Raw genomic sequence first — 19,818 nt, forward strand, 5'->3', positions numbered from 1 at the left:
CCGTCCGACAAAATGCCGGAGATTAGTGCACGTCCGGGCGCAGGACCTTGGTGCGCAGGATTCCCTCGTTGAGGTTCATCTGCCGGTCGAGCTCCTTGACCGTGGCGGGCTCGGCGCTCAGGTCGATGACGGCGTAGATGCCCTCGGGCTTCTTCGCGATGTCGTAGGACAGCTTGCGGCGACCCCACACGTCGACCTTCTCCACGGTGCCGCCGTCGTTGCGGACGACCGTGAGGAACTGGTCGAGGGAAGGGGCGACCGTACGCTCATCGAGCGAGGGGTCAAGAATGACCATCACTTCGTAACGGCGCATGCTGACTTCCAACCTCCTCTGGACTCTTGCGGTCACGACACCGTGCCGTGACAGGAGGACGCTGACGTGCTTCACCCCGGAACTCCCATTTCGGCGCTCGGGGTGGAGGGTGGGCCATGACACACCCATTCGACGTAGCCGTGCCAGCCTACCAGCCCGTCAAGGGTTGGGCCGTCGCCTCGCCGGGCACGTCCCCACACAGGAAACGGGTTCGTCCTCTCCAGGACACGCCCTCATGGGAAAGGGGGCGATGAAGGTGCCTCATGTGTCCGGACAGAGCCCGAGCGGGCGTTTCCGGTTCAGGCTGAACAGCGACGGGCGGCGTCATCCCCTGGAGAACGTGCTGAGCGTCTGCACGATCCTCTGCGGGCTGGTCGCCTTCGTGGCCGGGCTCATCCCCTCCGCGCACCCCGTCGCGTCGTGGCTCGGGGTGCTCGGCTTCTGCGGAGGTCTCTACTCCCAGTACGTCTCCGCCACGACACCGGAGCGCGCGCTGAACATCGTGGGCATCGTGGCCTCGTTCGTCGGTGTGGCCTTCGGCATCCGCAACGGGGGTTTCCTCCCGTAGGGCCCCGAACCTGACGAGGGCCACACCGACGAGGACCTGGCCGCGAGCCGGCCCTTGAAGATCTCGAACGCGAGCGGGGAACGACCGGCCCCGTCCTCGGTACGTGCCGCCTCGCCGCGGGTCGGCGGCCGTGTCCGATCCGATGCGATCGGGGGCGCGTACGGGACGCGGGATCAGCCGAGACGCAGATCCACGCCCAGCAGGATGAGGAACCACAGGAAGACGGCGAGCAGTGCCTCGGCGATGTCCTTCAGGAGCGCGGGAGTGATGTAGTCGTACAACCAGGCGACGTAGATGCCGATCAGGATGTAGATGAGACCGATGAGACTGATCCCTCTGCGATAGCGAGCAGCCACTTGGAACTCCTTGGGGTCGGCCCGTGGGGGCGGGCGGTGGGGCGCGACCTGCGACTGCCCCTGCCCTCGGCGTTGAAACGGCTACTCTCGGATACATGCCGCTTATCGGAGCTCACGTCGACCAGGACGACCCGTTGGCCCACGCCAGGGCACGCGACGCCCAGGTCGTGCAGTTCTTCCTCGGTGACCCGAAGGGGTGGAAGGCCCCGGTCATCGGCGAGAAGACCCGGGAGATCAAGGACTCGGACGTGGAGGTCTACGTCCACGCCCCCTACGTGATCAACGTCGCGACCGTCAACAACCGGGTGCGCATTCCCAGCCGCAAGCTGCTGAGCGCGCACCTCGCGGCGGCGGCCGAGCTGGGCGCCCGGGGTCTGATCGTCCACGGCGGGCACGTCGGCGCCGGAGACGACCCGCAGAAGGGCTTCGACAACTGGCGCAAGGTGTTCGAGCGCCTTGAGGAGCACGGGGTCCCCGTCCTCATCGAGAACACCGCGGGCGGCGGCAACGCGATGGCGCGCAAGCTCGAGCGCATCGCCCGGCTGTGGGACGCGCTCGACGGCTTCGACGTGGGCTTCTGCCTCGACACCTGCCACGCGCACGCGGGTGGTGAGGACCTGGCGGACGTGGTCGAGCGGGTCATGGCGATCACCGGCAGGATCGACCTGGTCCACTGCAACGACTCGCGCGACGCCTTCGACTCCGGCGCCGACCGGCACGCGAGCCTGGGCGCGGGTCAGATCGACCCCGAGCTCATCCTGGGCGTGTGCCGGAGCGCGAACGCGCCGATCGTGGTGGAGACCCCCTTCGACGGCCAGGCCGAGGACATCGCCTTCCTCCGGACGAAGCTCTGAGGCGAGGTTCCGGGGCCCGGGTGGCGGTGCCGCCGGACGGCGGCACCGCGGAGAACGTCTCGCCGGTGGGCGAAAGCCGATCCACAGCCCGTTGATCCACAGCCTGTGGATAACTTCATGGGATTACTTTTTCCGGAGAGTGGGTAGAGGGGTAACCCCTGCGGCTCAGCCCACCCAGGCGCCGTCGGCGAAGATCAACGCGTTGAGCGCCATCAACGGTCCCATCACCAGGGCGTAGCCGAGGATGATCCATCGTCGCCACGGCTCAGGACCGCTGCTCGCCCTGCCGATCAGGACGAAGAGCGGCCACCACAGCAGCGCCGAGCGCGGTACCGACAGGTAGTAGGCGGAACACACCAGGGCGCCCACCTGGAGTCCCACATAGACGAACTCGCTCCATCTCCGCAGGTAGAGCAGGAGAAGCACGAGCGCGACCCCGACGATCGCCCCCGCGATCTCCAGCCGGAACGCCCAGGCCATCCGCCCCTCGCCCGTCGCCGCGCCCAAGGTCGTGTTCCACGACTCCCAGGGCCACACCATGTAACGTCCCCAACCGGCCTCCTGCGCGGTCTTCCAGGCCAGCCAGTCACCCGTACGGGAGTACTGGTAGGCGGAGTAGAGGGCGAGCGGCACGAACGGAAGGAGCAGCCACCCCACCTGCCGTAGCGGGTGCCTGCGGACGAGAAACTCCACGATCAGCGCGACGGCGAGGAACAGGCCGGTGATGCGCACGCAGGAGGCGCCCGCCGCCAGGGCCGCGGCGAGCGGCCAGCGGCCCTGACGCGCCGCGAGCCAGGCGGGGATGGCGAAGGCGAGGAAGAGCGCCTCGCTGTAGCCCGCGAACAGGAACACCGCCATCGGCCAGAGCAGCAGCGCGAGCACCGCGTACCGGCCCGCTCCCCGCGGCCCCTCGAACTCGGCGAGCCTGGCGAGCGCCGTCATCGCGACGGCGCCGGCCACCAGGGAGATGAGCAGCCCGGCGAGCGTCCAGTCGTCGATCGCGAGATGCACCGCGCGGAGCATCAGCGGCATTCCGGGGAAGAAGGCGGGCAACCCCCTGTCGGGCTCGCTGCCCGGAGGCCCGCCGTACCCGTGTTCGGCGATGGTGACGAGCAGGTTGGCGTCCCAGTTGCGCCAGCGCTCCAGGAAGGGCGCCGGTAGGGCGTCCCCCTCCATGAGCGCCTGAGAGCCGATGACGACCAGTACGACGATTCCCAACCTGGAGGCCAGCCAGAGCAGCAGCCCTTCCGTCGCGACATGGCGCTCAGGAGCGGAAGGCGCGGGAGGCGCGTCTCGCGGAGGAGCGGGGGGAGTGGTCACAAGGTCGAATTGTCCCGGATCATCTGGGCGAACCGCCAGATGTGAACGCTCACCGAACAGGCCCATCCGACCCCCTGTCACCTCGGCTGTCACCTCGGCCGAGCCCTGGACGCCCCGGCCTTTCCCCGGCCCCCTGTCACCCCGAGAGAGCTCGGCTCGCCGAACGGCCCCGACGTCGGAGCACCGGTCAAGTAAAGCCCACGCGGTGTCCGGCCTTCGGCTGAACCGCAGGTCGCGACAGGTCGGCCCGGCCGCATTCGGTGTTGATCAACACTTTGTGCGGTTACCTGACCGGCTCCCTAGGAGAGCGCGAGCCGGAAACGGTCGGGTGCCTCGTCGAAGACGCCACCCGCCTGGTCGTCGGTCCCGTCCTGGCGGATCACGTCCTTGTCGGGGACGAAGATGTCCCGCACGACGAACGCCATCATGATCAGGATGGTGATCGCGCGGCCCCACACGGCGGTGAAGTAGGTGTCGCCCGCGATGCCCAGGGCCTCGTTGCCCGGCTGGATGCCGACCAGGTACAGCCAGATCGCGAAGAAGTACCAGCACTCGGCGAGCTGCCAGAGCGCGATCGGCCTCCAGCCCGGCCTGGCGAGCACCGCGAAGGGGATCAGCCAGAGCACGTACTGCGGCGACCACACCTTGTTGGTCAGCATGAACGCCGCCAGGGTGAGGAAGCACAGCTGCATCAGGCGGGGACGGGTCTTCGCGGTCAGCGTGATCACGGCGATCGCGAGACAGAACGCGGCGAGCGAGACGACGCCCAGCCTGTCGAGGAGTTCGGCGTCACCCAGGATCGGCCACTGCTTCTGGTTGAAGAAGTACCAGATGGAGCCCCAGTCGGCCGGTCGTTCCTGGCTGAAGACGTAGAACCTCTTCCACCCCTCGAAGGCGAAGATCATGATCGGCACGTTGACGACGAGCCAGGCGCCCGCGGCACCGCCGATCGTCTTGAGGAACGGCACCCACTTACCGGTTCGCAGCGCGAGCAGGAACAGCGGGCCGAGGAACATCAGCGGATAGAACTTGGTGGCGATCGCGAGGCCCAGCAGGATGCCCGCGAGCCACTGCTTCCGCTTCGACCAGGCCAGCAGCGCGCCCAGCGCGAGGGCGTTGGCCGCCAGGTCCCAGTTGATGTACGCGGTGAGGATCAGCGCGGGGGCGAGGGCGTACCAGAGCGCGTCCCAGCGCCTGGCGGGACCGGCCAGCGCGGCCATCAGCAGCACGCCGACGACCAGGCAGAGCGCCATGAGGATGACGGTGAGGTCGTAGAACGCCGTCCCCGGATCGCTCATGGGCGTGACGATCCGGCGGAAGAACTCCATGATCCCGCCGATGCCGACGGGGTATTCGACCGGATAGTCGAAGTAGGGGACCATCCCCTCGTTGAGCTTCTCGTTCCACCACAGGGGATAGATGTCGGTGTAACAGAAGTTCGTGAACTGCAGGGTCCCGTCGTTCCACGCCCCGTCGACGCGGCACGGCCACTTCCAGAACCAGGCCAGAACCGCCCCCAGCCCCGCGAACAGGGCGAGGGGCGTGTACGGAATGGCCCGGTTGCCGAACTCGGACAGCGACTCCCGCTGCGGCAGAAGGTTCTTCATCAGGGACGTCGTCCGCTCGCTGTGGGTGTCGGCACGAGGGCCCCGGCAGGTGTTCCCGGTGCGCCGACCACGCCCGGCGCGCCGTTCTGCTCGATCACGCCGTTCGGCGGCCCGTCGCCGCCCCAGCCGCCGTCGTCGCCGCCGTCACACGAGGGATCCCCGGGCATGCACTCGTTGCCGCCGAAATCGCCACCGTCGTCGGGGTTCTCGTTCGGCCAGCCGTCGTCGCCGTTCTCGTCGGGGAAGGGGTTGGTGTCCTCCATCGTCGGCGTCGGCGAGGGCGTCGGCTTGGGCGTGGCCAGGTTGTGCAGCGATCCGGTGTTGGCCCTCGGCGGGAACTGCACGACCTCGTCCTTCGCGGTCACGGTCTGCATGAAGTCGTGCCAAATCTGGGTCGGGGTGCCGCCACCGCCGATGAAGGAGGGCATGGGCTCCTCCTTCCAGACGATGTTCTCGTCCTTGATCTTCCTGCTCGGCAGGCCGTACTTGTCGACCTTGAGCTTGCGCGTCCCGGCCTTGTTGTAGGGCACGTCCTTGGACATGCCGACCGCGGTGACGATCTGCGGGGTGAAACCGACGAACCAGGCGTCCTTGTAGTCGTTGTTCGTGCCGGTCTTGCCGGCCACCGGCCGGGTGCCGATGTTGGCCGCGCCACCGGTGCCGCTCTTGACGACGGCCTGGAGCGCGACGGTCGCGTCGGCCGCGGACTCGGGGGTGATGACCTGCCTCTCGTCGGCCAGTTCCTTGAGCACGACGGTGCCGTCGTGCTTGGTCACCTTGACGACGGTGTGCCAGTCGACGTGCTTGCCCTCGTTGGCGAAGATCGAATAACCGGCGGCCTGTTCGACCGTGGTCACCGAGGCCACACCGATGGTGGTCAGGTAGTTCTGGTGCTCGACCGCCCAGTCGACCGCGTTCTTGTCGCCGTAGGCCGGGTTCTGCTTCGCCGTCTCGCCGACCCCCGCCTCCCTCGCGATCCTCGCCACCTCTTCGAGGGTGACCTCCTTGCCCATCTGGGCGAAGACGGTGTTGACCGAGCTGGCCATGGCCTTGACCATGTTGATCGGCCCGAACGGCTGGTTCCCCGAGTTCTTGATCGGGGTGGTGTTCGGCATCTTGATCGACGCCATGCCTTCGACGTAGCTGTCGAGCGACTTGCCGCTCTCCAGCCAGGCGGCGAGCACGTAGGGCTTGAACGCCGACGCCGCCTGCTTGGTGGAGTCGAACGCGCGGTTGTTGAAGTCGTTGGTGAAGTCGTCACCGCTGTAGAAGGCGAGCACCCGGCCGTTCTTCGGGTTCACCGAGGCCAGCCTGGCGTGGATGGTCGGGTCCAGGCCGGCGGTCCTCGCCTTCACCGCGTCCCTGGCGGCCTTCATCATGTTCTTGTTGAACGTGGTGTAGACCTTGAAACCGCCGGTCTCCAGGTCCTTACGAGAGATGCCCCGGCCGTTGAGCTCACGAAAGACGATGTTGAGCATGTAGCCCTTGAGCCCCTTGAAGGTCTCCGTGACCTTGACGTCCTTGAACTTCAGGTCCTCGAAGGAGCTGTTCGCATACTTGCCGTACTCGGCGGGGTTCATGTCCGCCATGTTCCTGAGGGCCGCCTGGAAGCGCTCCTTGGTCGCGGCGTAGTTCTTCTTCTCCGACTCCTGGACGTCGAAGGCGGTCGGGTTCTGGATCCGGCCGGCGAGGTAGGCGCCCTCGGGCACGGTCAGATCGCCGACGTTCTTACCGAAGAACTCCTTCGCCGCGGCCTGGATGCCGTACGCGCCGCGCCCGAAGTAGACGAGGTTGAAGTACTCCTCAAGGATCTCGTCCTTCTCCAGCGTCTTACTGATCTTGACCGCGACGAAGATCTCCTTGATCTTGCGCTGGATCGAGACCTCCTGGCTGAGACCTTCGTAGTAACCGCGGGCCATCTGCTGGGTGATGGTCGAGGCGCCCTGGAGCTGGGCGCCGCTCACGGTGCTCCAGACCGAGCGGGCCATGCCCGCGACGTCGATGCCGCTGTCGGTGCGGAAGGTCTTGTTCTCCAGGGCGATCACCGCGTCCTGGACGTGGACGGGGATCTGCTTGAGCTTCACCGGGGTCCGCTTGGTGCCGTAGCGGGCCATCACGGTCTTGCCGTCGCCGTAGTAGATGACGCTGCCCCGGTCGTCGACGCCGGCCTGCCGGGACGAGGGGACGGGCGTGTTGGCGTAGGCGACCGCGATCATGCCGAAGACGCCCGCGGTGAGGACCACGAAGCTGGCCATCACGATCTTCCAGTTGGGCAGGAAGCGCGTCCACCTCTTCGGGGGGTCGTCGTCGCCGTCGAAACCGTCTCCGCCGGGGCCCTCGGGTCCTTCCGGGCCTCCTGGTCCCTCCGCGGCGAGAGCGCTCGCACCGCGTCCTCGGCGCCTGCGGCCGCCGTCGCCCGGCCTCGAACCCGCGGAACGCCCGCCGCCCGACTGGGCGGCGAGCATCGCCTGGGTGTCCTCGAAGGCGGCCTCGGCGCGGCGGCCTGTCGGGTCGGTGTCACGGCGGCGTATCTCGCCGGGAGCGCCGGGGCCGGGCCGAGGCGTCCCACCGGGAGCGCCGGGACCCGCGGGGCCGCGCGGGGGCACGCCGCCGGGAGCGCCCGCGTCGCGCCGGGGTGGTCCACCGGGCTGCTGGGCCGTGCCGCCGGGGTAGGGCATGCCGCCGTGCTGGGGCATCATCGCGGTCCGGGGATCGGCTCCCGCCTGCGGTGCCTGTCGAGGAGAATCCCACCCCGCACCGGTTTGAACGTTTTGTGGAGGGGGGACTGCACGGGAAGCGGCTCCTGGGCTTGAGCGACGGCGCCGCCCCTGGCGAGCCGACTCGTCGGCGCCCTGACGGCGCCCGTCCGGCTCCGGGTCATTGCTGTTGCTGTAACTCACGCGTCCTCGTTCGGTCATCGGGGTCTACGACGGCGTGCAGGCGGGCGAGACTACCTCCTGATCACCGGAGATCTCGTCGCCTTGGCTCACTGGTGGCCGGCCCATTCGGGTGGATCTCCATTCCCGGGGACGAACGAGATCGTCAGGTGGTTCTGGCAACAACCTTGGCAGACCTCTCCCACATTGAGGTGGGATTCCCGGTATTGAAAAGCGGCCCACGCCACGTGGGGGCCATCTCCCACCACCGTCTGCTGTGACCACATAGGCGCCAGACTACGGCTTTTTGGCGTTTGCTCCCAACCTCTTGGGAAAGTCGCTGATTGCAGCCTTATGTTGAATGGACGTATCCTGTCGATGTATCGGTTCGATACATCGACGCGAGAGGTGGTGGTTTCCAGTGGCCGGCGGACGTGGCGGCGTGCTGGAGCTGGCCGTGCTCGGGTCGTTGCACGAGACCCCTCTACACGGCTATGAGCTGCGTAAACGGCTCAACGCCCTGCTCGGTATGTTCCGGGCGTTCTCCTACGGCTCGCTCTACCCGTGCCTCCGCCAGTTGCTCACCGACGGACTGATCGTCGAAGACGGCGACGCCGCCGCGGCCACCACGGCCACCGACAGCGCCATCGTGCTCCCCGGCCGCCGTTCGAAGATCGTCTACAAGCTGACCGCGGAGGGCAAGGAACGCCTGCAGGAGCTCCTCACCCAGGCGGGCCCTTCCGCCTGGGAGGACGAGAGCTTCGGCGTGCACTTCGCCTTCTTCAGGCACACCGAGGCCGAGGTGCGCCTGCGCATTCTCGAGGGCCGCCGCAGCCGGCTTGAGGAACGTCTGGACAGCGTGCGCACGGCACTCGCCCGTACGCGCGAGCGGCTGGACAGCTACACCCTTGAGCTTCAGCGTCACGGCCTGGAGTCGGTCGAACGCGAAGTGCGCTGGTTGAATGAGCTGATCGCCACCGAACGGCAGGCATCGCCGCCGGAGGGGGAGCGGCGACCCGCGCGAGAGGAGACGTCCAGGGCGCCCGCGCCAGGGACGGGCACGACGGGGCGGCACGCCACCCCGGAAGAAAACTGACCATTGAGAAGAACAAAAAGGGGAGCGAGTGCCATGGGTTCGGTGCGCGTAGCCATTGTCGGTGTAGGCAACTGCGCCACGTCGCTCATTCAGGGCGTGCACTACTACCGGGACGCCGACCCCGGTATGCGGGTGCCGGGCCTGATGCACGTCAAGTTCGGCGATTATCACATCGGTGACGTGGAGTTCGTCGCGGCGTTCGACGTGGACGCCAAGAAGGTCGGACGTGACCTGTCCGAGGCGATCGTCGCCTCGGAGAACAACACGATCAAGATCTGCGACGTGCCGCCGCTCGGCATCACGGTGCAGCGTGGCCCCACCCTCGACGGCCTTGGCGAGTACTACCGGGAGATGGTCGAGGAGTCCGACGAGGCTCCGGTCGACGTCGTGCAGGTCCTCAAGGACAGCAAGGTGGACGTCCTCGTCTCCTACCTGCCGGTGGGCTCGGAGGAGGCCGACCGCTTCTACGCGCAGTGCGCCCTCGACGCGAAGGTCGCGTTCGTCAACGCGCTCCCGGTGTTCATCGCCTCCGACCCCACGTGGGCGCAGAAGTTCGTCGACGCGGGCGTCCCGATCGTCGGCGACGACATCAAGTCCCAGGTCGGTGCGACCATCACGCACCGCGTGATGGCGAAGCTGTTCGAGGACCGCGGCGTCGAGTTGCTCCGCACCTACCAGCTGAACTTCGGCGGCAACATGGACTTCATGAACATGCTGGAGCGCAAGCGCCTGCAGTCCAAGAAGATCTCCAAGACCCAGGCGGTCACCTCGCAGATCCCGCACGAGATGCAGAAGGCCGACGTGCACATCGGCCCTTCCGACCACGTGCCGTGGCTCGACGACCGCAAGTGGGCGTACGTGCGCCTGGAGGGCAGGTCCTTCGGCGACACTCCCCTCAACCTGGAGTACAAGCTGGAGGTATGGGACTCCCCCAACTCCGCCGGCATCATCATCGACGCGGTGCGCGCCGCCAAGATCGCTCTTGACCGGGGCATCGCCGGGCCGATCCTGTCCGCCTCCTCCTACTTCATGAAGTCGCCGCCGGAGCAGTACTCCGACGACGAGGCGCGCGAGTACGTGGAGAAGTTCATCCGCGGCGAGGTCGAGCGCTGACCTTCCCGAGCCTTCCGGCATCGAACGGCGAGAGCCCTCGGCCCATGTGGGCCGAGGGCTCTCGCCGTTGGACGACCGCCGGTGTGAGAGGCACCCACACCGGCGGAACGGAAGGTCTCGATGGGAGGCGGGTTGGAGGCCGGCGCGTCAGCGGGCGGCGGGCGGGAGGTCGGCGGGGTCCGCGGCCCCCCAGGCGAGCGGGTCGGCGCCGAGCTCGACCAGCTGGGGAACCTGTTCGCGGCACCAGGGGGAGATCGCCAGGCGATCGCCGAGCACCCCGTCGGTGAACTCCTTCCACGGCATCCAGCGGACGTCGTCGACCTCGTCGGGGTTCGGCGAGGCCTCCGCGGTCACGAGCACCCGGTAGACCGGGCACAGCTCCCGCTCGACGATGCCGTTGTCCATGACCGCCCGGTAGGAGAAGCGCGGCAGGAGGAGGTCGACCCGGTCGGCCGCGAGGCCGAGCTCGTGGGAGAGCCTGCGGGTCACCGCCTCGGCGAGCGGCTCCCCGGGTAGGGGGTGGCCGCAGCAGCTGTTGGTCCACACCCCCGGCCAGGTCGTCTTGTGCAGGGCGCGGCGGGAGAGCAGGACCCGCCCCTGCTCGTCGAACACGTAACTGGAGAAGGCCAGGTGGAGGGGAGTGTCGAGACCGTGCACCGTGGCCTTCGCCGCCGTGCCGATCGCGTTTCCCTCTGTGTCGACGAGCACAACGTGTTCATCAGGTGTCACTCGAACGAGGGTACGTGATCATGTTGGTTTACCGCGCCCCCTAAGCGATACGTAGGCAAAGGTGGTAAATGCCCGCTAACACAATCAGGGAGGTTCCCGATGCCCGTCCAGGCCGCCCACGCATAGGCTGAGCGCGTGTCATTTGCATCCGATCTACGCGTGGTCCTGGAAGGTCGGGACTTCCGGAGGCTGTACGCGACCCGCCTGGTCTCGCAGTTCTCCGACGGGATCTTCCAGTTCGCCGTGGCCGGATTCGCGTTCTTCAGCCCGGAGAAGAGCACGAGCGCGGTGGAGATCGCCGCGGGGCTCGCCGTGCTGCTGCTGCCGTACTCGATCCTGGGACCCTTCGTCGGGGTGTTCATCGACCGCTGGTCGCGGCGGCAGATCCTCGTCATCGCGCCGATGGTCCGCGGGGCGCTGCTGCTCGTGGCGGCGGCACTCGTCGCCGCGAACGCCCCCGACGGCATCTTCTACGTCGCCGCGCTCGGCGTCCTCGGGGTGAACCGCTTCTTCCTCGCCGCGCTGGGGGCCTCACTCCCGCACGTCGTGCCCGCCGACCGGCTGATGGTGGCCAACGCGGTCACCCCGACCTCGGGCACCGTGCTCACCTTCGTGGGCATAGGCGCCGGATACCTGCTCCGGGCGGTCTTCGGCTCCGGCCACCCGGGTACGGCCGTGCTGCTCGTCGTCTCCGGTCTCGTCTTCGGGCTCAGCGCGCTCATCGCCATGACCATGGGAAGGCGTCTGCTCGGTCCCGCCGACGACCCCGACCGGCCGCAGGCCCGCGAGGCCGTACGCCACGTGCTGACCGGTCTGGCCGACGGCGCGAGGCACCTCGTCCGGCACCGGGCCGCGGCGGCGGCAATGGGCGCGATGGCCACCCACCGGTTCATGTACGGCATGTGCACCGCGATGCTCGTGCTGCTGTCGCGCTACTACTTCGCGGAGAACGCCGAGGACGCGTTGAACGCGGTCTCCGTCGTGGTCGCCACCTCGGGGGTCGGCTACTTCCTGGCCATCCTGGTCACGCCGTGGGCCACCGAGCGCTTCACCATCGAACGATGGGTCCCGGCCATGCTGATCACCTCCGGGGTGCTGACGCTCGCGTTCTGCGCGGCGTTCCAGCAGTGGGGGTTCGCGGCCGCGGGATTCGTCCTCGGCATCGCCGGGCAGAGCATCAAGATCTGCGCCGACACCGCCGTCCAGCGGGATCTCCAGGACGCCTACCTCGGCCGGGCCTTCTCCATCTACGACATGCTCTTCAACGGCAGCTACGTGCTGGCCGCGGCACTGGCGGCGGCACTGCTGCCGCCGGACGGCAGGTCGCTGCTCGTGCTGGTGCTCATCGCCACCGGATACGTCGCGGGCGCGGTGATCTACCGGGTCGTCACACCGGCCCGGGTGGCCCAACCGCTGCCGTCGCAGCCCTCGCAGTGAGCGGGCGTCGTCGCCCCCGTACCCTTCACGACGACCGCACCACCGCCACCGTCGGGCCCCTCACGACGACCGGGCGGCCGCCGCCGCCCTCACACCGGTCACAGTGAGCGGGCCGCCGCCGTCATCGCCGTCGTGACCCTCTCCAGGTCGTCGTCGCCGATCGAGTAGGGCGGCATGGCGTAGATCAGCCGCCCGAACGGGCGGAGCCAGACGCCGTGCCGCATGACGAGGTCCTGGACGGCGGGGACGTCGACGGGCTCGCGGGCCTCGATCACCCCGATCGCGCCGAGGACCCGCACGTCCCTCACCCCGGCCGCCCCCGAGGCCCCTTTCAGGCCCGCCAGGAGACCGGCCTCGATCCGGCCGACCTCCTCGCGCCACGGGCGCTCCCGCAGGAGCTCCAGTGAGGCGCTCGCGACGGCCGCGGCCAGCGGGTTGCCCATGAAGGTCGGCCCGTGCATCAGCACCCCGACGCCCCTCGCCACCCGTTCGGTGCACAGCGTCGCGGCCAGCGACATGTAGCCGCCGGTCAGGGCCTTGCCCAGGCACATGATGTCGGGCCTGATCCCGGCGTGGTCGCAGCCGAACAGCTCCCCGGTCCTGCCGAACCCGGTGGCGATCTCGTCGGCGATCAGCAGGACGCCGTGCTCGTCGGCGAGCTCGCGGAGCAGCCGCAGGTAGGCCGGGTGGTAGAAGTGCATGCCGCCCGCCCCCTGGACGACCGGCTCCACGATGATCGCGGCCAGCTCGTGGGCGTGCCGGGCGACCAGGTCCGACAGCCGTGCCGCGTAACCCTCGTCGTACTCGCGCGGCGGCCGGTCGGCGAACACGTGCTCGGGCAGCACACCGGAGAACAGGTGGTGCATGCCGTTGACCGGGTCGCAGACCGACATCGCCCCGAAGGTGTCGCCGTGGTAGCCGCCCCTCACCGTGAGCAGCCGTCCCCTGCCGGTGAACTGGAACGCCATCTTGATCGCGACCTCGACGGCGACCGACCCGGAATCGGCGAGGAACACCCTCGGCAGCCCGGTCATGGAGGCGAGCGTGGCGGCCAGCCGTACGGCGGGCTCGTGGGTGAGCCCGCCGAACATGACGTGCGCCATGTCCTCCAGCTGGTCCTTCAGCGCCCGGTTGAGCCGGGGGTGGTTGTAGCCGTGGATCGCCGCCCACCAGGACGACATGCCGTCGACCAGCTCGTGCCCGTCGGCGAGGGTGATCCGCACCCCGTCCGCGCGGGAGACCACGTGCGGCGCCACCGGCTGGGGCGCGGCCGCGTAGGGGTGCCACACGTGCTCCCGGTCGAGCAGGGCGATCCCGGCCCCGTCGAGACCGTCGAGGCCGCCGCGATCGGCCCGCGGACCGGAAGCGTCAAGGGCGTCACCACCGGGACGGGAACCGGGGGTGACATGATCGTCCGGCTCAGGGGCGCCGTTCAGAGCCCACCTCGCTCATTCCTCCCGCGCCACCGGCCTCGTCGGCCCGCGCCCACTCCCGGAGGGCGTCCGCGGCGGCCTCCTTGCCGATGACACCCCTGTCGAGGCGCATCTCCAGCAGGAACCTGTAGGCGCGGCCCACGACAGGACCCGGCGGAACGCCGAGGAGCTCCTGGATCTCGTTGCCGTCGAGCTCGGGGCGGATCTTGCCGAGCTCCTCCTCCTCGGCCAGCCGGGCGATGCGCTCCTCCAGCTGGTCGTAGGTCTGCGACAGGGCCAGCGCCTTGCGCCGGTTGCGGGTGGTGCAGTCGGCGCGGGTCAGCCTGTGCAGGCGCTCCAGCAGGTGTCCGGCGTCGCGGACGTAGCGGCGCACGGCCGAGTCGGTCCACTCGCCCGTGCCGTACCCGTGGAAACGCAGGTGCAGCTCCACCAGGCGGGAGACGTCGGCCACCACGTCCTTGGGGAACTTCAGCTCCGTCATGCGCTTTCTGGCGAGCTGGGCCCCGACCACCTCGTGGTGGTGGAAGGAGACCCTGCCGCCGGGCTCGTGGCGGCGGGTCTTCGGCTTGCCCACGTCGTGCAGGAGCGCGGCCCAGCGCAGGATCTGGTCGGGGCCGTTCTCCTCAAGGTCGATCGCCTGCTCCAGCACGATCAGCGAGTGCTCGTAGACGTCCTTGTGCCGATGGTGCTCGTCGATCTCCAGGCGGAGCTTCGGCAGCTCGGGCAGCACGTGGGCGGCGAGCCCCGACTCGACGAGGAGCCGCAGGCCCTCGCGGGGGTGGTCACCGCCGATGAGCTTGTCCAGCTCGTCGCGGATGCGCTCGGCGGAGACGATGTCGATCCTGTCGGCCATCGCGCCCATCGCGGCGAGCGCCGCCGGATCGACGGAGAAGCCGAGCTGGCTGGCGAACCTCGCGGCGCGGAGCATCCGCAGCGGGTCGTCGCCGAAGGAGCGCTCGGGAGGGCCCGGGGTGCGCAGCACCTTGGCGTGCAGATCGTCGAGGCCGCCGTGCGGGTCGACGAACTCGCGGGACGGCAGGCGCAGCGCCATCGCGTTGACCGCGAAGTCGCGCCGGGCCAGGTCGCCCTCCAGCGTGTCGCCGTAGGCCACGTCGGGCTTGCGCGACTTGGGGTCGTACGACTCGCTGCGATAGGTCGTGATCTCCAGCAGCCACCCGCCCTTGCGGACGCCGACGGTGCCGAAGTCGATGCCGATCGTCCAGATGGAGTCGGCCCAGTCCCGGACGAGCTCCAGGACGGTCTCCGGCCTCGCGTCCGTGGTCAGGTCGAGGTCGTTGCCGATCCTCGCGAGGAAGACATCGCGGACGGAGCCGCCGACGAGGGCGATCTGGTAGCCCCTGGCCGCGAAAAGCTCGCCGAGCTCGTCCGCCACGGGTGCGATCTTCCGGAACAGCTCGCTCATGCCGTGGCGCTGGCTCTGGGTCAGATTTGAAAGGGACAAGCCGGGTAGGTCCTTCGGTTACGGAACATGTTCCCTGCGGGGATACACCTGAAGCGATCACCAGGTTACGGTCGGTCAGGAAACCTCGGGGACTGTGCGTCGAGGCAAGGAGCACACATGAAGGATGCGCTCGCGATCCACCGCTGGCTCCTCGCACACCAGGTCCATCATGAGATCGTACGCCTTCCGCGCGCGATGACATGTTCGGACGAACTCCCCGAGGTGCTGTCGGTGAGCCCTGAGATATGCGTGGGGGTCGCGGTTTTCGAGGTCACGACACGACTCGGCCGCGATCCCGTGGCGGTCGTCACCTCCGTCGGCTCCCCGCCGCGCCCCGGCGTGGTCGGCGGCATCCTGGGGGCGAGAAGGGTGCGGGTGGCTCCGGCCTTCACCGTCAACTCCGCCACCGACTACGCCTCGGGACTGGTGTGCCCGCTGCTGTTGCCCGACACGCTCACCGTGCTGGTGGACGAGCGACTCACCCACGGCGCCACACTCGTTTACGTGCCCACCGGAGAGCGCAGGACGGCACTCCAGATCCGGGCGGACCACCTGCTCACACTGGTGTCAGGAAAGATCGTCGATCTGACCCGGCAGGGCTCCCGCGGTGAGCCGGCGATCTTTCCGCTCGCCGGTTAGGCGCCGGTTAGGCCATAGCATTACCGGCGTGCGCCGTACTCGACCCCTGGCCGGCACGTGATCCGCAAAGCCGCGCTGCTCGCCCTGTTCGTCACCACGCTGCTCGTTCCCGCGGCCGTGGTCGTTCCGGGTATGGCGAGCGCCCGGACGACCTCGGCGAGCCGGGCGGGCCTTCAGGTCGTGATGGAGGCGATCGGTCCCGACGCCCCCCGTGACCCGACCACCGAGATCAAACTGTCGGGCTCCCTGGTCAACTCGGGCGCCGAACCCATGAGCGGGCTGCGCATCCGGATGCACTTCTCGCCGCAGCCGTTCGCCAGGCGCGCCGACATGGAGGCGTACCTGGCCGGGCAGACCCTCCCGAGCTCGTGGTGCTGCGAGAGTTTCGTCCAGGCGTCGATCGCGCCCTCGGGCAAGCTGCCGTGGCAGTTCGCCTTCACGCCGCAGGAGCTGAAGTTCTCCGGCTTCGGCGTCTATCCGATCATGGTCGAGGTGCGCGACGCCTTCGGGCAGCAGGTCTCCACCCTGCGGACCATGGTGACCTACATGCCCAGGGAGACCAGGGTGCCCCGCACCCGGCTCGCCATGGTGCTGCCCATCGTCGACCAGCCGCGCCGGTCGGAGGACTCCGTCTTCGCCGACGGGAACCTGCCCGCGGCGATGGCCCCCGGCAAGCGCCTGGGCGACCTTCTCAAGATCGCCCAGGGCACCTCGTCCGCCAAGGGCCTCACCTGGATCGTCGACCCCGCCCTGCTCGACGACGCGCGGGCGATGGGCGAGCCGCACACGGTCAGGGTCAAGGACCGCGGCCAGCGGCGCCCCGCGGCCCCCGAGGCCGCCCGGTGGCTGAGCGACTTCCGTGAGGCCGTCGCCGACCAACCGGTGGTCGCCACCCCCTACGCCGACCCCGACGTCGTGGCGCTCGCCCACAACGGTTTCGACGACGCCACCCGGACCGGGATCTCGGCGGCCGGGATCGTCGCCAGGGAGACCCTCGGCCGCGACGTGATCACCAACGTGAACTGGCCGGTGGGCGGCCTGATCGACTACGACGGGCTTGACCTGCTCGCCACCGGCGGCGTCGACACCGTGCTGCTGAACGTGCTGAACCTGCCGCCGACGACGCCCCCGGTCACCACCCCCGACGCCTCGGCGACCCTGGAGAGCGTGAACGGCCCGCTCACCGCCCTCGTCGCCGACGCGACGCTGAGCGAGACCGTCGGCGCCGACACCTCCACCCCCGGCGCGGCGCTGACGAACCGCCAGCGGTTCATCGCGGAGACGGCGATGATCAGCTCGGAGGCCGTCACCACCGCCAGAACGGTGATCGCCGTCCCGCACCGCCGCTGGGACCCCGATCCCGCCTACGTCACCGACCTGGTCGAGACGGCCGCCGCCCTGCCCTGGCTGGCACCCGTCACGCTCGACACGATCAAGCGCGGCAAGGGCGCTCCGGTCCCCAGGTCCGGCCTGACCTACACCGACGCCGACCGCAAGCTGGAGCTTCCCAAGCAGTACATGACGGGCGTCAGGAAGGTCGGCGCCCGCGCCGACCTGACCTCCGCGATCACCACCGCCCAGGACCTCGACGTCTTCGACCTGGCGCTGCTGCGCCTGACCTCCTCGGCGTGGCGGGGCAGGACGGGCAACGCGACCCCGTACGTCCAGCAGGTCACGGGGGCGATCGACGGCCGGATCGCCATGGTCAACATCACCGGCAGCGAGCAGTCTCGGCTGCGCACCCTGGCCGGCAGCAACGGCGACGTGCCGATCAGCGTGCGCAACGATCTGAGCGGCGAGGCCAGCCGGATCGCGGTCCGGCTCAGGGTGACCTCCGACCAGCCGGATCTGCTCAAGATCGAGCCGTACGAGGACAAACTGGAGATCCTCGGCGGCCAGAACCAGACCATCCGGATCCCGATGACCTCGACCTCCACGGCCAGCGGCCAGACGACCGTGACGGTCCAGCTCACCACCGACGACGGCCGCAAGTACGGCAAGCCGGTCGAGCTGACCGTGCGGACCACCGGCTACACCGGGGTCGCCCTGGTGATCGTCGGAGCCGCCCTCGTGGTGATGCTTGCCGCCGTCGTCCTGCGCGTCCTGCGCCGCAGGGGAGGCCGCCGCCCCGCGGCCGCTCCCCCGCCCGAGCGCCTGCACGAGCCCGCCGGCACCGAGTCCTGAGCGCCTGGCGCTCCCAGCACGTAGCGGAGGAAAGCGCATGAGCAGGGTTCTGCGCGCGAGCGCGATCATGGCGGCGGGGACGATGGTCTCCCGCGTCACCGGCTTCGTCCGGACGGCGGTGCTCGCGGCGGCCATCGGCACCTTCGCGCTGGGCGACGCCTACAACGTCGCCTACACGATTCCCCTCATCCTGTTCGACCTGCTCATCGGCGGGATCCTGAGCAGCGTCGTGGTTCCGATGATCATCAGGCGGCAGAAGTCCGACCCCGACGGCGGCCGGGCCTACGAGCAGCGTCTGATGACGCTCGGGGTGATCACGCTCACCCTGCTGGCGTTGGTCGCGGTGATCCTCGCCGGACCGCTGATCAGCCTCTACAGCACCGACTGGGGGCCCAGGCAGACCGAGGTCGCGGTCAGGCTGGCGCAGTTCATCCTGCCGCAGATCGCCTTCTTCGGGATCGGCGCGATCGCCGGCGCGATCCTCAACACCCGCGACAGATTCGCCGCGCCGATGTGGGCACCGGTGCTGAACAACATCGTGATGATCGGCGTCGCGATCGTCTACTACGTGAAGCTGGGCGGGGCGGGCACCGACGTCGACACGATCGCCGACGCCGACCTGGCGCTGCTCGGGCTCGGCACCACGGCCGGCATCGTGGCGCAGTGCGCGGTGCTGGTCATCGCGCTGCACCGGGTGGGATTCCGCTTCCGGCCCAGGTTCGACCTGCGCAACGCCGGGCTCGGCGAGATGAGCAGGACCGCGGTCTGGACCTTCGCCTACGTGGGGATCAGCCAGCTGGGCTTCCTGATCACCACCAAGCTGGCGACCGGCGCGGGACAGCGTGCCCCCGGTGCGGGAAACGCCGCCTACTCCTACGCCTACCAGTTCTTCCAGCTCCCCTACGGGATCATCGCGGTCTCGGTGATCACCGCGATGCTGCCCAGGATGAGCCGGGGGGTGGCCGACGGCCAGCTCGACACGGTCCGCGAGGAGTTCGCATCCGGGGTGCGGCTGGTGTCGGTGCTGCTGGTGCCCGCCGGGCTGCTGCTGATGGTGCTCGGCCCCGCGGTGACCGTGCTGATCTTCTCGTGGGGCAACATGACCGTCGGCTCGGCGGTCTACATCGGCAACGTGCTGCAGGTCTTCGGGCTCGCGCTGGTGCCGTTCTCGATCTTCCAGCTCCTGCTGCGCGTCTTCTACTCCTTCGGCGACACCCGCACCCCGGCGTTCCTCGCCCTCGGCAACGTGGCGGTGAACGCCACGCTCAGCCTCGTGGCCTACTACACCCTGCCCGCCAGGTACATCGTGATGGGCCTCGCGCTCGCGTTCACCGTCGCCTACGTGGCCGGTGCCGCGATCGCCTGGACGATGGCCTCGCGCCGCGTGGGGGGCCTGGCGGGACGCACGGTGGCCGCCGGACTGTCCCGGATGTATCTCGCCGCCCTCCCGGCGGCCGCGTTCGCGCTCGGCGTGCTGTGGCTCACGCAGGAACTCACCGCGTTGGACGCGCTGAGTGCGGCCGTCATGCTGGCGGCGGGCGGCGGACTCGGTATGGTTCTTTACTTGGCGATCGCCCACCGGATGCGCATCCCCGAGGTGAGTTCGATCGTTGGAATGGTCGCAGGACGGGTAGGCCGGTAAGCCAAAGACTTGTCTTAAACGTCTGACAAGACGAACACGGGCGGAACCGGTGCGGGACTACCATGGTGCGACGCGTGTGGTGACATGCGGCTAATGGAAGCAGGAGGGCGTGGGCGGATCCACCCAGCATCATGTGATGTGTCTTGATGTGCTGACCGGGCATGGTGTTGTCGTGTTCTCAGGTACGGG

Annotated in this window: 16 protein-coding genes; 8 read left to right on the top strand and 8 right to left on the bottom strand. The window is 68.9% G+C overall.

Translation table 11 applies throughout. From position 1 onward, the window contains the following. Window positions 1–22 precede the first annotated feature (22 nt). Window positions 23–313, bottom strand: a complete 291-nt coding sequence (gene rpsF, locus ABT352_RS02235; RefSeq protein WP_350941833.1) for a 30S ribosomal protein S6 — start codon at window positions 311–313, stop codon at window positions 23–25. Between the two features lie 265 nt (window positions 314–578). Between rpsF and ABT352_RS02240 the strand changes: the two genes are divergently transcribed. Next, entirely contained in the window at window positions 579–881 is a 303-nt protein-coding gene (locus ABT352_RS02240; RefSeq protein ID WP_350941834.1) for a hypothetical protein, read from the top strand. Window positions 882–1,054: 173 nt separating this feature from the next. On the opposite strand, the gene ABT352_RS02245 is transcribed toward ABT352_RS02240, so the two are convergent. Beyond that, window positions 1,055–1,237, bottom strand: a complete 183-nt coding sequence (locus ABT352_RS02245; RefSeq protein WP_350941835.1) for a hypothetical protein — start codon at window positions 1,235–1,237, stop codon at window positions 1,055–1,057. Between the two features lie 95 nt (window positions 1,238–1,332). Here ABT352_RS02245 and ABT352_RS02250 point away from each other — a divergent pair, with 95 nt between their 5' ends. Then, a complete protein-coding gene (locus ABT352_RS02250; RefSeq protein WP_350941836.1) occupies window positions 1,333–2,091 on the top strand; it encodes a deoxyribonuclease IV in 759 nt (252 codons plus the stop codon). A 165-nt stretch (window positions 2,092–2,256) separates the two neighbouring features. On the opposite strand, the gene ABT352_RS02255 is transcribed toward ABT352_RS02250, so the two are convergent. The 3 genes from ABT352_RS02255 to ABT352_RS02265 form a co-directional block, all read right to left on the bottom strand. Next, window positions 2,257–3,411, bottom strand: coding sequence for a putative hexosyltransferase (locus ABT352_RS02255; RefSeq protein WP_350941837.1), 1,155 nt, complete (start codon window positions 3,409–3,411; stop codon window positions 2,257–2,259). Window positions 3,412–3,710: 299 nt separating this feature from the next. Then, complete coding sequence (locus ABT352_RS02260; RefSeq protein ID WP_350941838.1) at window positions 3,711–5,018, bottom strand: glycosyltransferase family 87 protein; 1,308 nt, start codon at window positions 5,016–5,018, stop codon at window positions 3,711–3,713. Next, on the bottom strand, window positions 5,018–7,717 hold the full coding sequence (locus ABT352_RS02265) for a transglycosylase domain-containing protein (protein WP_350941839.1): 2,700 nt from the start codon (window positions 7,715–7,717) through the stop codon (window positions 5,018–5,020). Before ABT352_RS02265 ends, ABT352_RS02260 begins: the two co-directional genes overlap by 1 nt. A gap of 598 nt (window positions 7,718–8,315) precedes the next feature. Between ABT352_RS02265 and ABT352_RS02270 the strand changes: the two genes are divergently transcribed. Both ABT352_RS02270 and ABT352_RS02275 read left to right on the top strand, forming a co-directional pair. Next, window positions 8,316–8,990, top strand: a complete 675-nt coding sequence (locus ABT352_RS02270) for a PadR family transcriptional regulator (RefSeq protein WP_350941840.1) — start codon at window positions 8,316–8,318, stop codon at window positions 8,988–8,990. 33 nt (window positions 8,991–9,023) lie between these two features. Beyond that, entirely contained in the window at window positions 9,024–10,103 is a 1,080-nt protein-coding gene (locus ABT352_RS02275; RefSeq protein ID WP_350941841.1) for an inositol-3-phosphate synthase, read from the top strand. A gap of 147 nt (window positions 10,104–10,250) precedes the next feature. On the opposite strand, the gene idi is transcribed toward ABT352_RS02275, so the two are convergent. Beyond that, entirely contained in the window at window positions 10,251–10,832 is a 582-nt protein-coding gene (gene idi, locus ABT352_RS02280; protein WP_350941842.1) for an isopentenyl-diphosphate Delta-isomerase, read from the bottom strand. Between the two features lie 135 nt (window positions 10,833–10,967). On the opposite strand from idi, the gene ABT352_RS02285 reads away from it, so the two are divergent. Next, complete coding sequence (locus ABT352_RS02285) at window positions 10,968–12,269, top strand: MFS transporter (protein WP_350941843.1); 1,302 nt, start codon at window positions 10,968–10,970, stop codon at window positions 12,267–12,269. 98 nt (window positions 12,270–12,367) lie between these two features. On the opposite strand, the gene ABT352_RS02290 is transcribed toward ABT352_RS02285, so the two are convergent. Then, window positions 12,368–13,582: an adenosylmethionine--8-amino-7-oxononanoate transaminase gene (locus tag ABT352_RS02290; RefSeq protein ID WP_350943525.1), complete on the bottom strand. Its 1,215-nt coding sequence runs from the start codon at window positions 13,580–13,582 to the stop codon at window positions 12,368–12,370. A gap of 106 nt (window positions 13,583–13,688) precedes the next feature. Continuing rightward, window positions 13,689–15,125, bottom strand: coding sequence for a CCA tRNA nucleotidyltransferase (locus ABT352_RS02295; protein WP_350941844.1), 1,437 nt, complete (start codon window positions 15,123–15,125; stop codon window positions 13,689–13,691). 156 nt (window positions 15,126–15,281) lie between these two features. Here ABT352_RS02295 and ABT352_RS02300 point away from each other — a divergent pair, with 156 nt between their 5' ends. From ABT352_RS02300 to murJ, 3 genes are read left to right on the top strand one after another with little or no spacing between them, the layout of a single operon-like run. After that, window positions 15,282–15,803, top strand: a complete 522-nt coding sequence (locus tag ABT352_RS02300; protein ID WP_350941846.1) for an aminoacyl-tRNA deacylase — start codon at window positions 15,282–15,284, stop codon at window positions 15,801–15,803. Between the two features lie 57 nt (window positions 15,804–15,860). Further along, entirely contained in the window at window positions 15,861–17,987 is a 2,127-nt protein-coding gene (locus ABT352_RS02305; protein ID WP_350941847.1) for a DUF6049 family protein, read from the top strand. A 37-nt stretch (window positions 17,988–18,024) separates the two neighbouring features. After that, window positions 18,025–19,629 (top strand): murein biosynthesis integral membrane protein MurJ, encoded by a 1,605-nt coding sequence (murJ, locus tag ABT352_RS02310; protein ID WP_350941848.1) that lies wholly within the window; start codon window positions 18,025–18,027, stop codon window positions 19,627–19,629. Window positions 19,630–19,818 lie beyond the last annotated feature (189 nt).

Source organism: Streptosporangium sp. NPDC000563 (assembly GCF_040299985.1).
GTDB lineage: Bacteria > Actinomycetota > Actinomycetes > Streptosporangiales > Streptosporangiaceae > Streptosporangium.

What these genes read in the sequence shown, in the direction of transcription:
- rpsF (WP_350941833.1), bottom strand. Translation starts at nt 313, where the DNA reads ATGCGCCGTTACGAAGTGATGGTCATTCTTGACCCCTCGCTCGATGAG.
- ABT352_RS02250 (WP_350941836.1), top strand. Translation starts at nt 1,333, where the DNA reads ATGCCGCTTATCGGAGCTCACGTCGACCAGGACGACCCGTTGGCCCAC.
- ABT352_RS02260 (WP_350941838.1), bottom strand. Translation starts at nt 5,018, where the DNA reads ATGAAGAACCTTCTGCCGCAGCGGGAGTCGCTGTCCGAGTTCGGCAAC.
- ABT352_RS02265 (WP_350941839.1), bottom strand. Translation starts at nt 7,717, where the DNA reads ATGATGCCCCAGCACGGCGGCATGCCCTACCCCGGCGGCACGGCCCAG.
- ABT352_RS02275 (WP_350941841.1), top strand. Translation starts at nt 9,024, where the DNA reads ATGGGTTCGGTGCGCGTAGCCATTGTCGGTGTAGGCAACTGCGCCACG.
- ABT352_RS02295 (WP_350941844.1), bottom strand. Translation starts at nt 15,125, where the DNA reads ATGAGCGAGCTGTTCCGGAAGATCGCACCCGTGGCGGACGAGCTCGGC.
- ABT352_RS02300 (WP_350941846.1), top strand. Translation starts at nt 15,282, where the DNA reads ATGAAGGATGCGCTCGCGATCCACCGCTGGCTCCTCGCACACCAGGTC.
- murJ (WP_350941848.1), top strand. Translation starts at nt 18,025, where the DNA reads ATGAGCAGGGTTCTGCGCGCGAGCGCGATCATGGCGGCGGGGACGATG.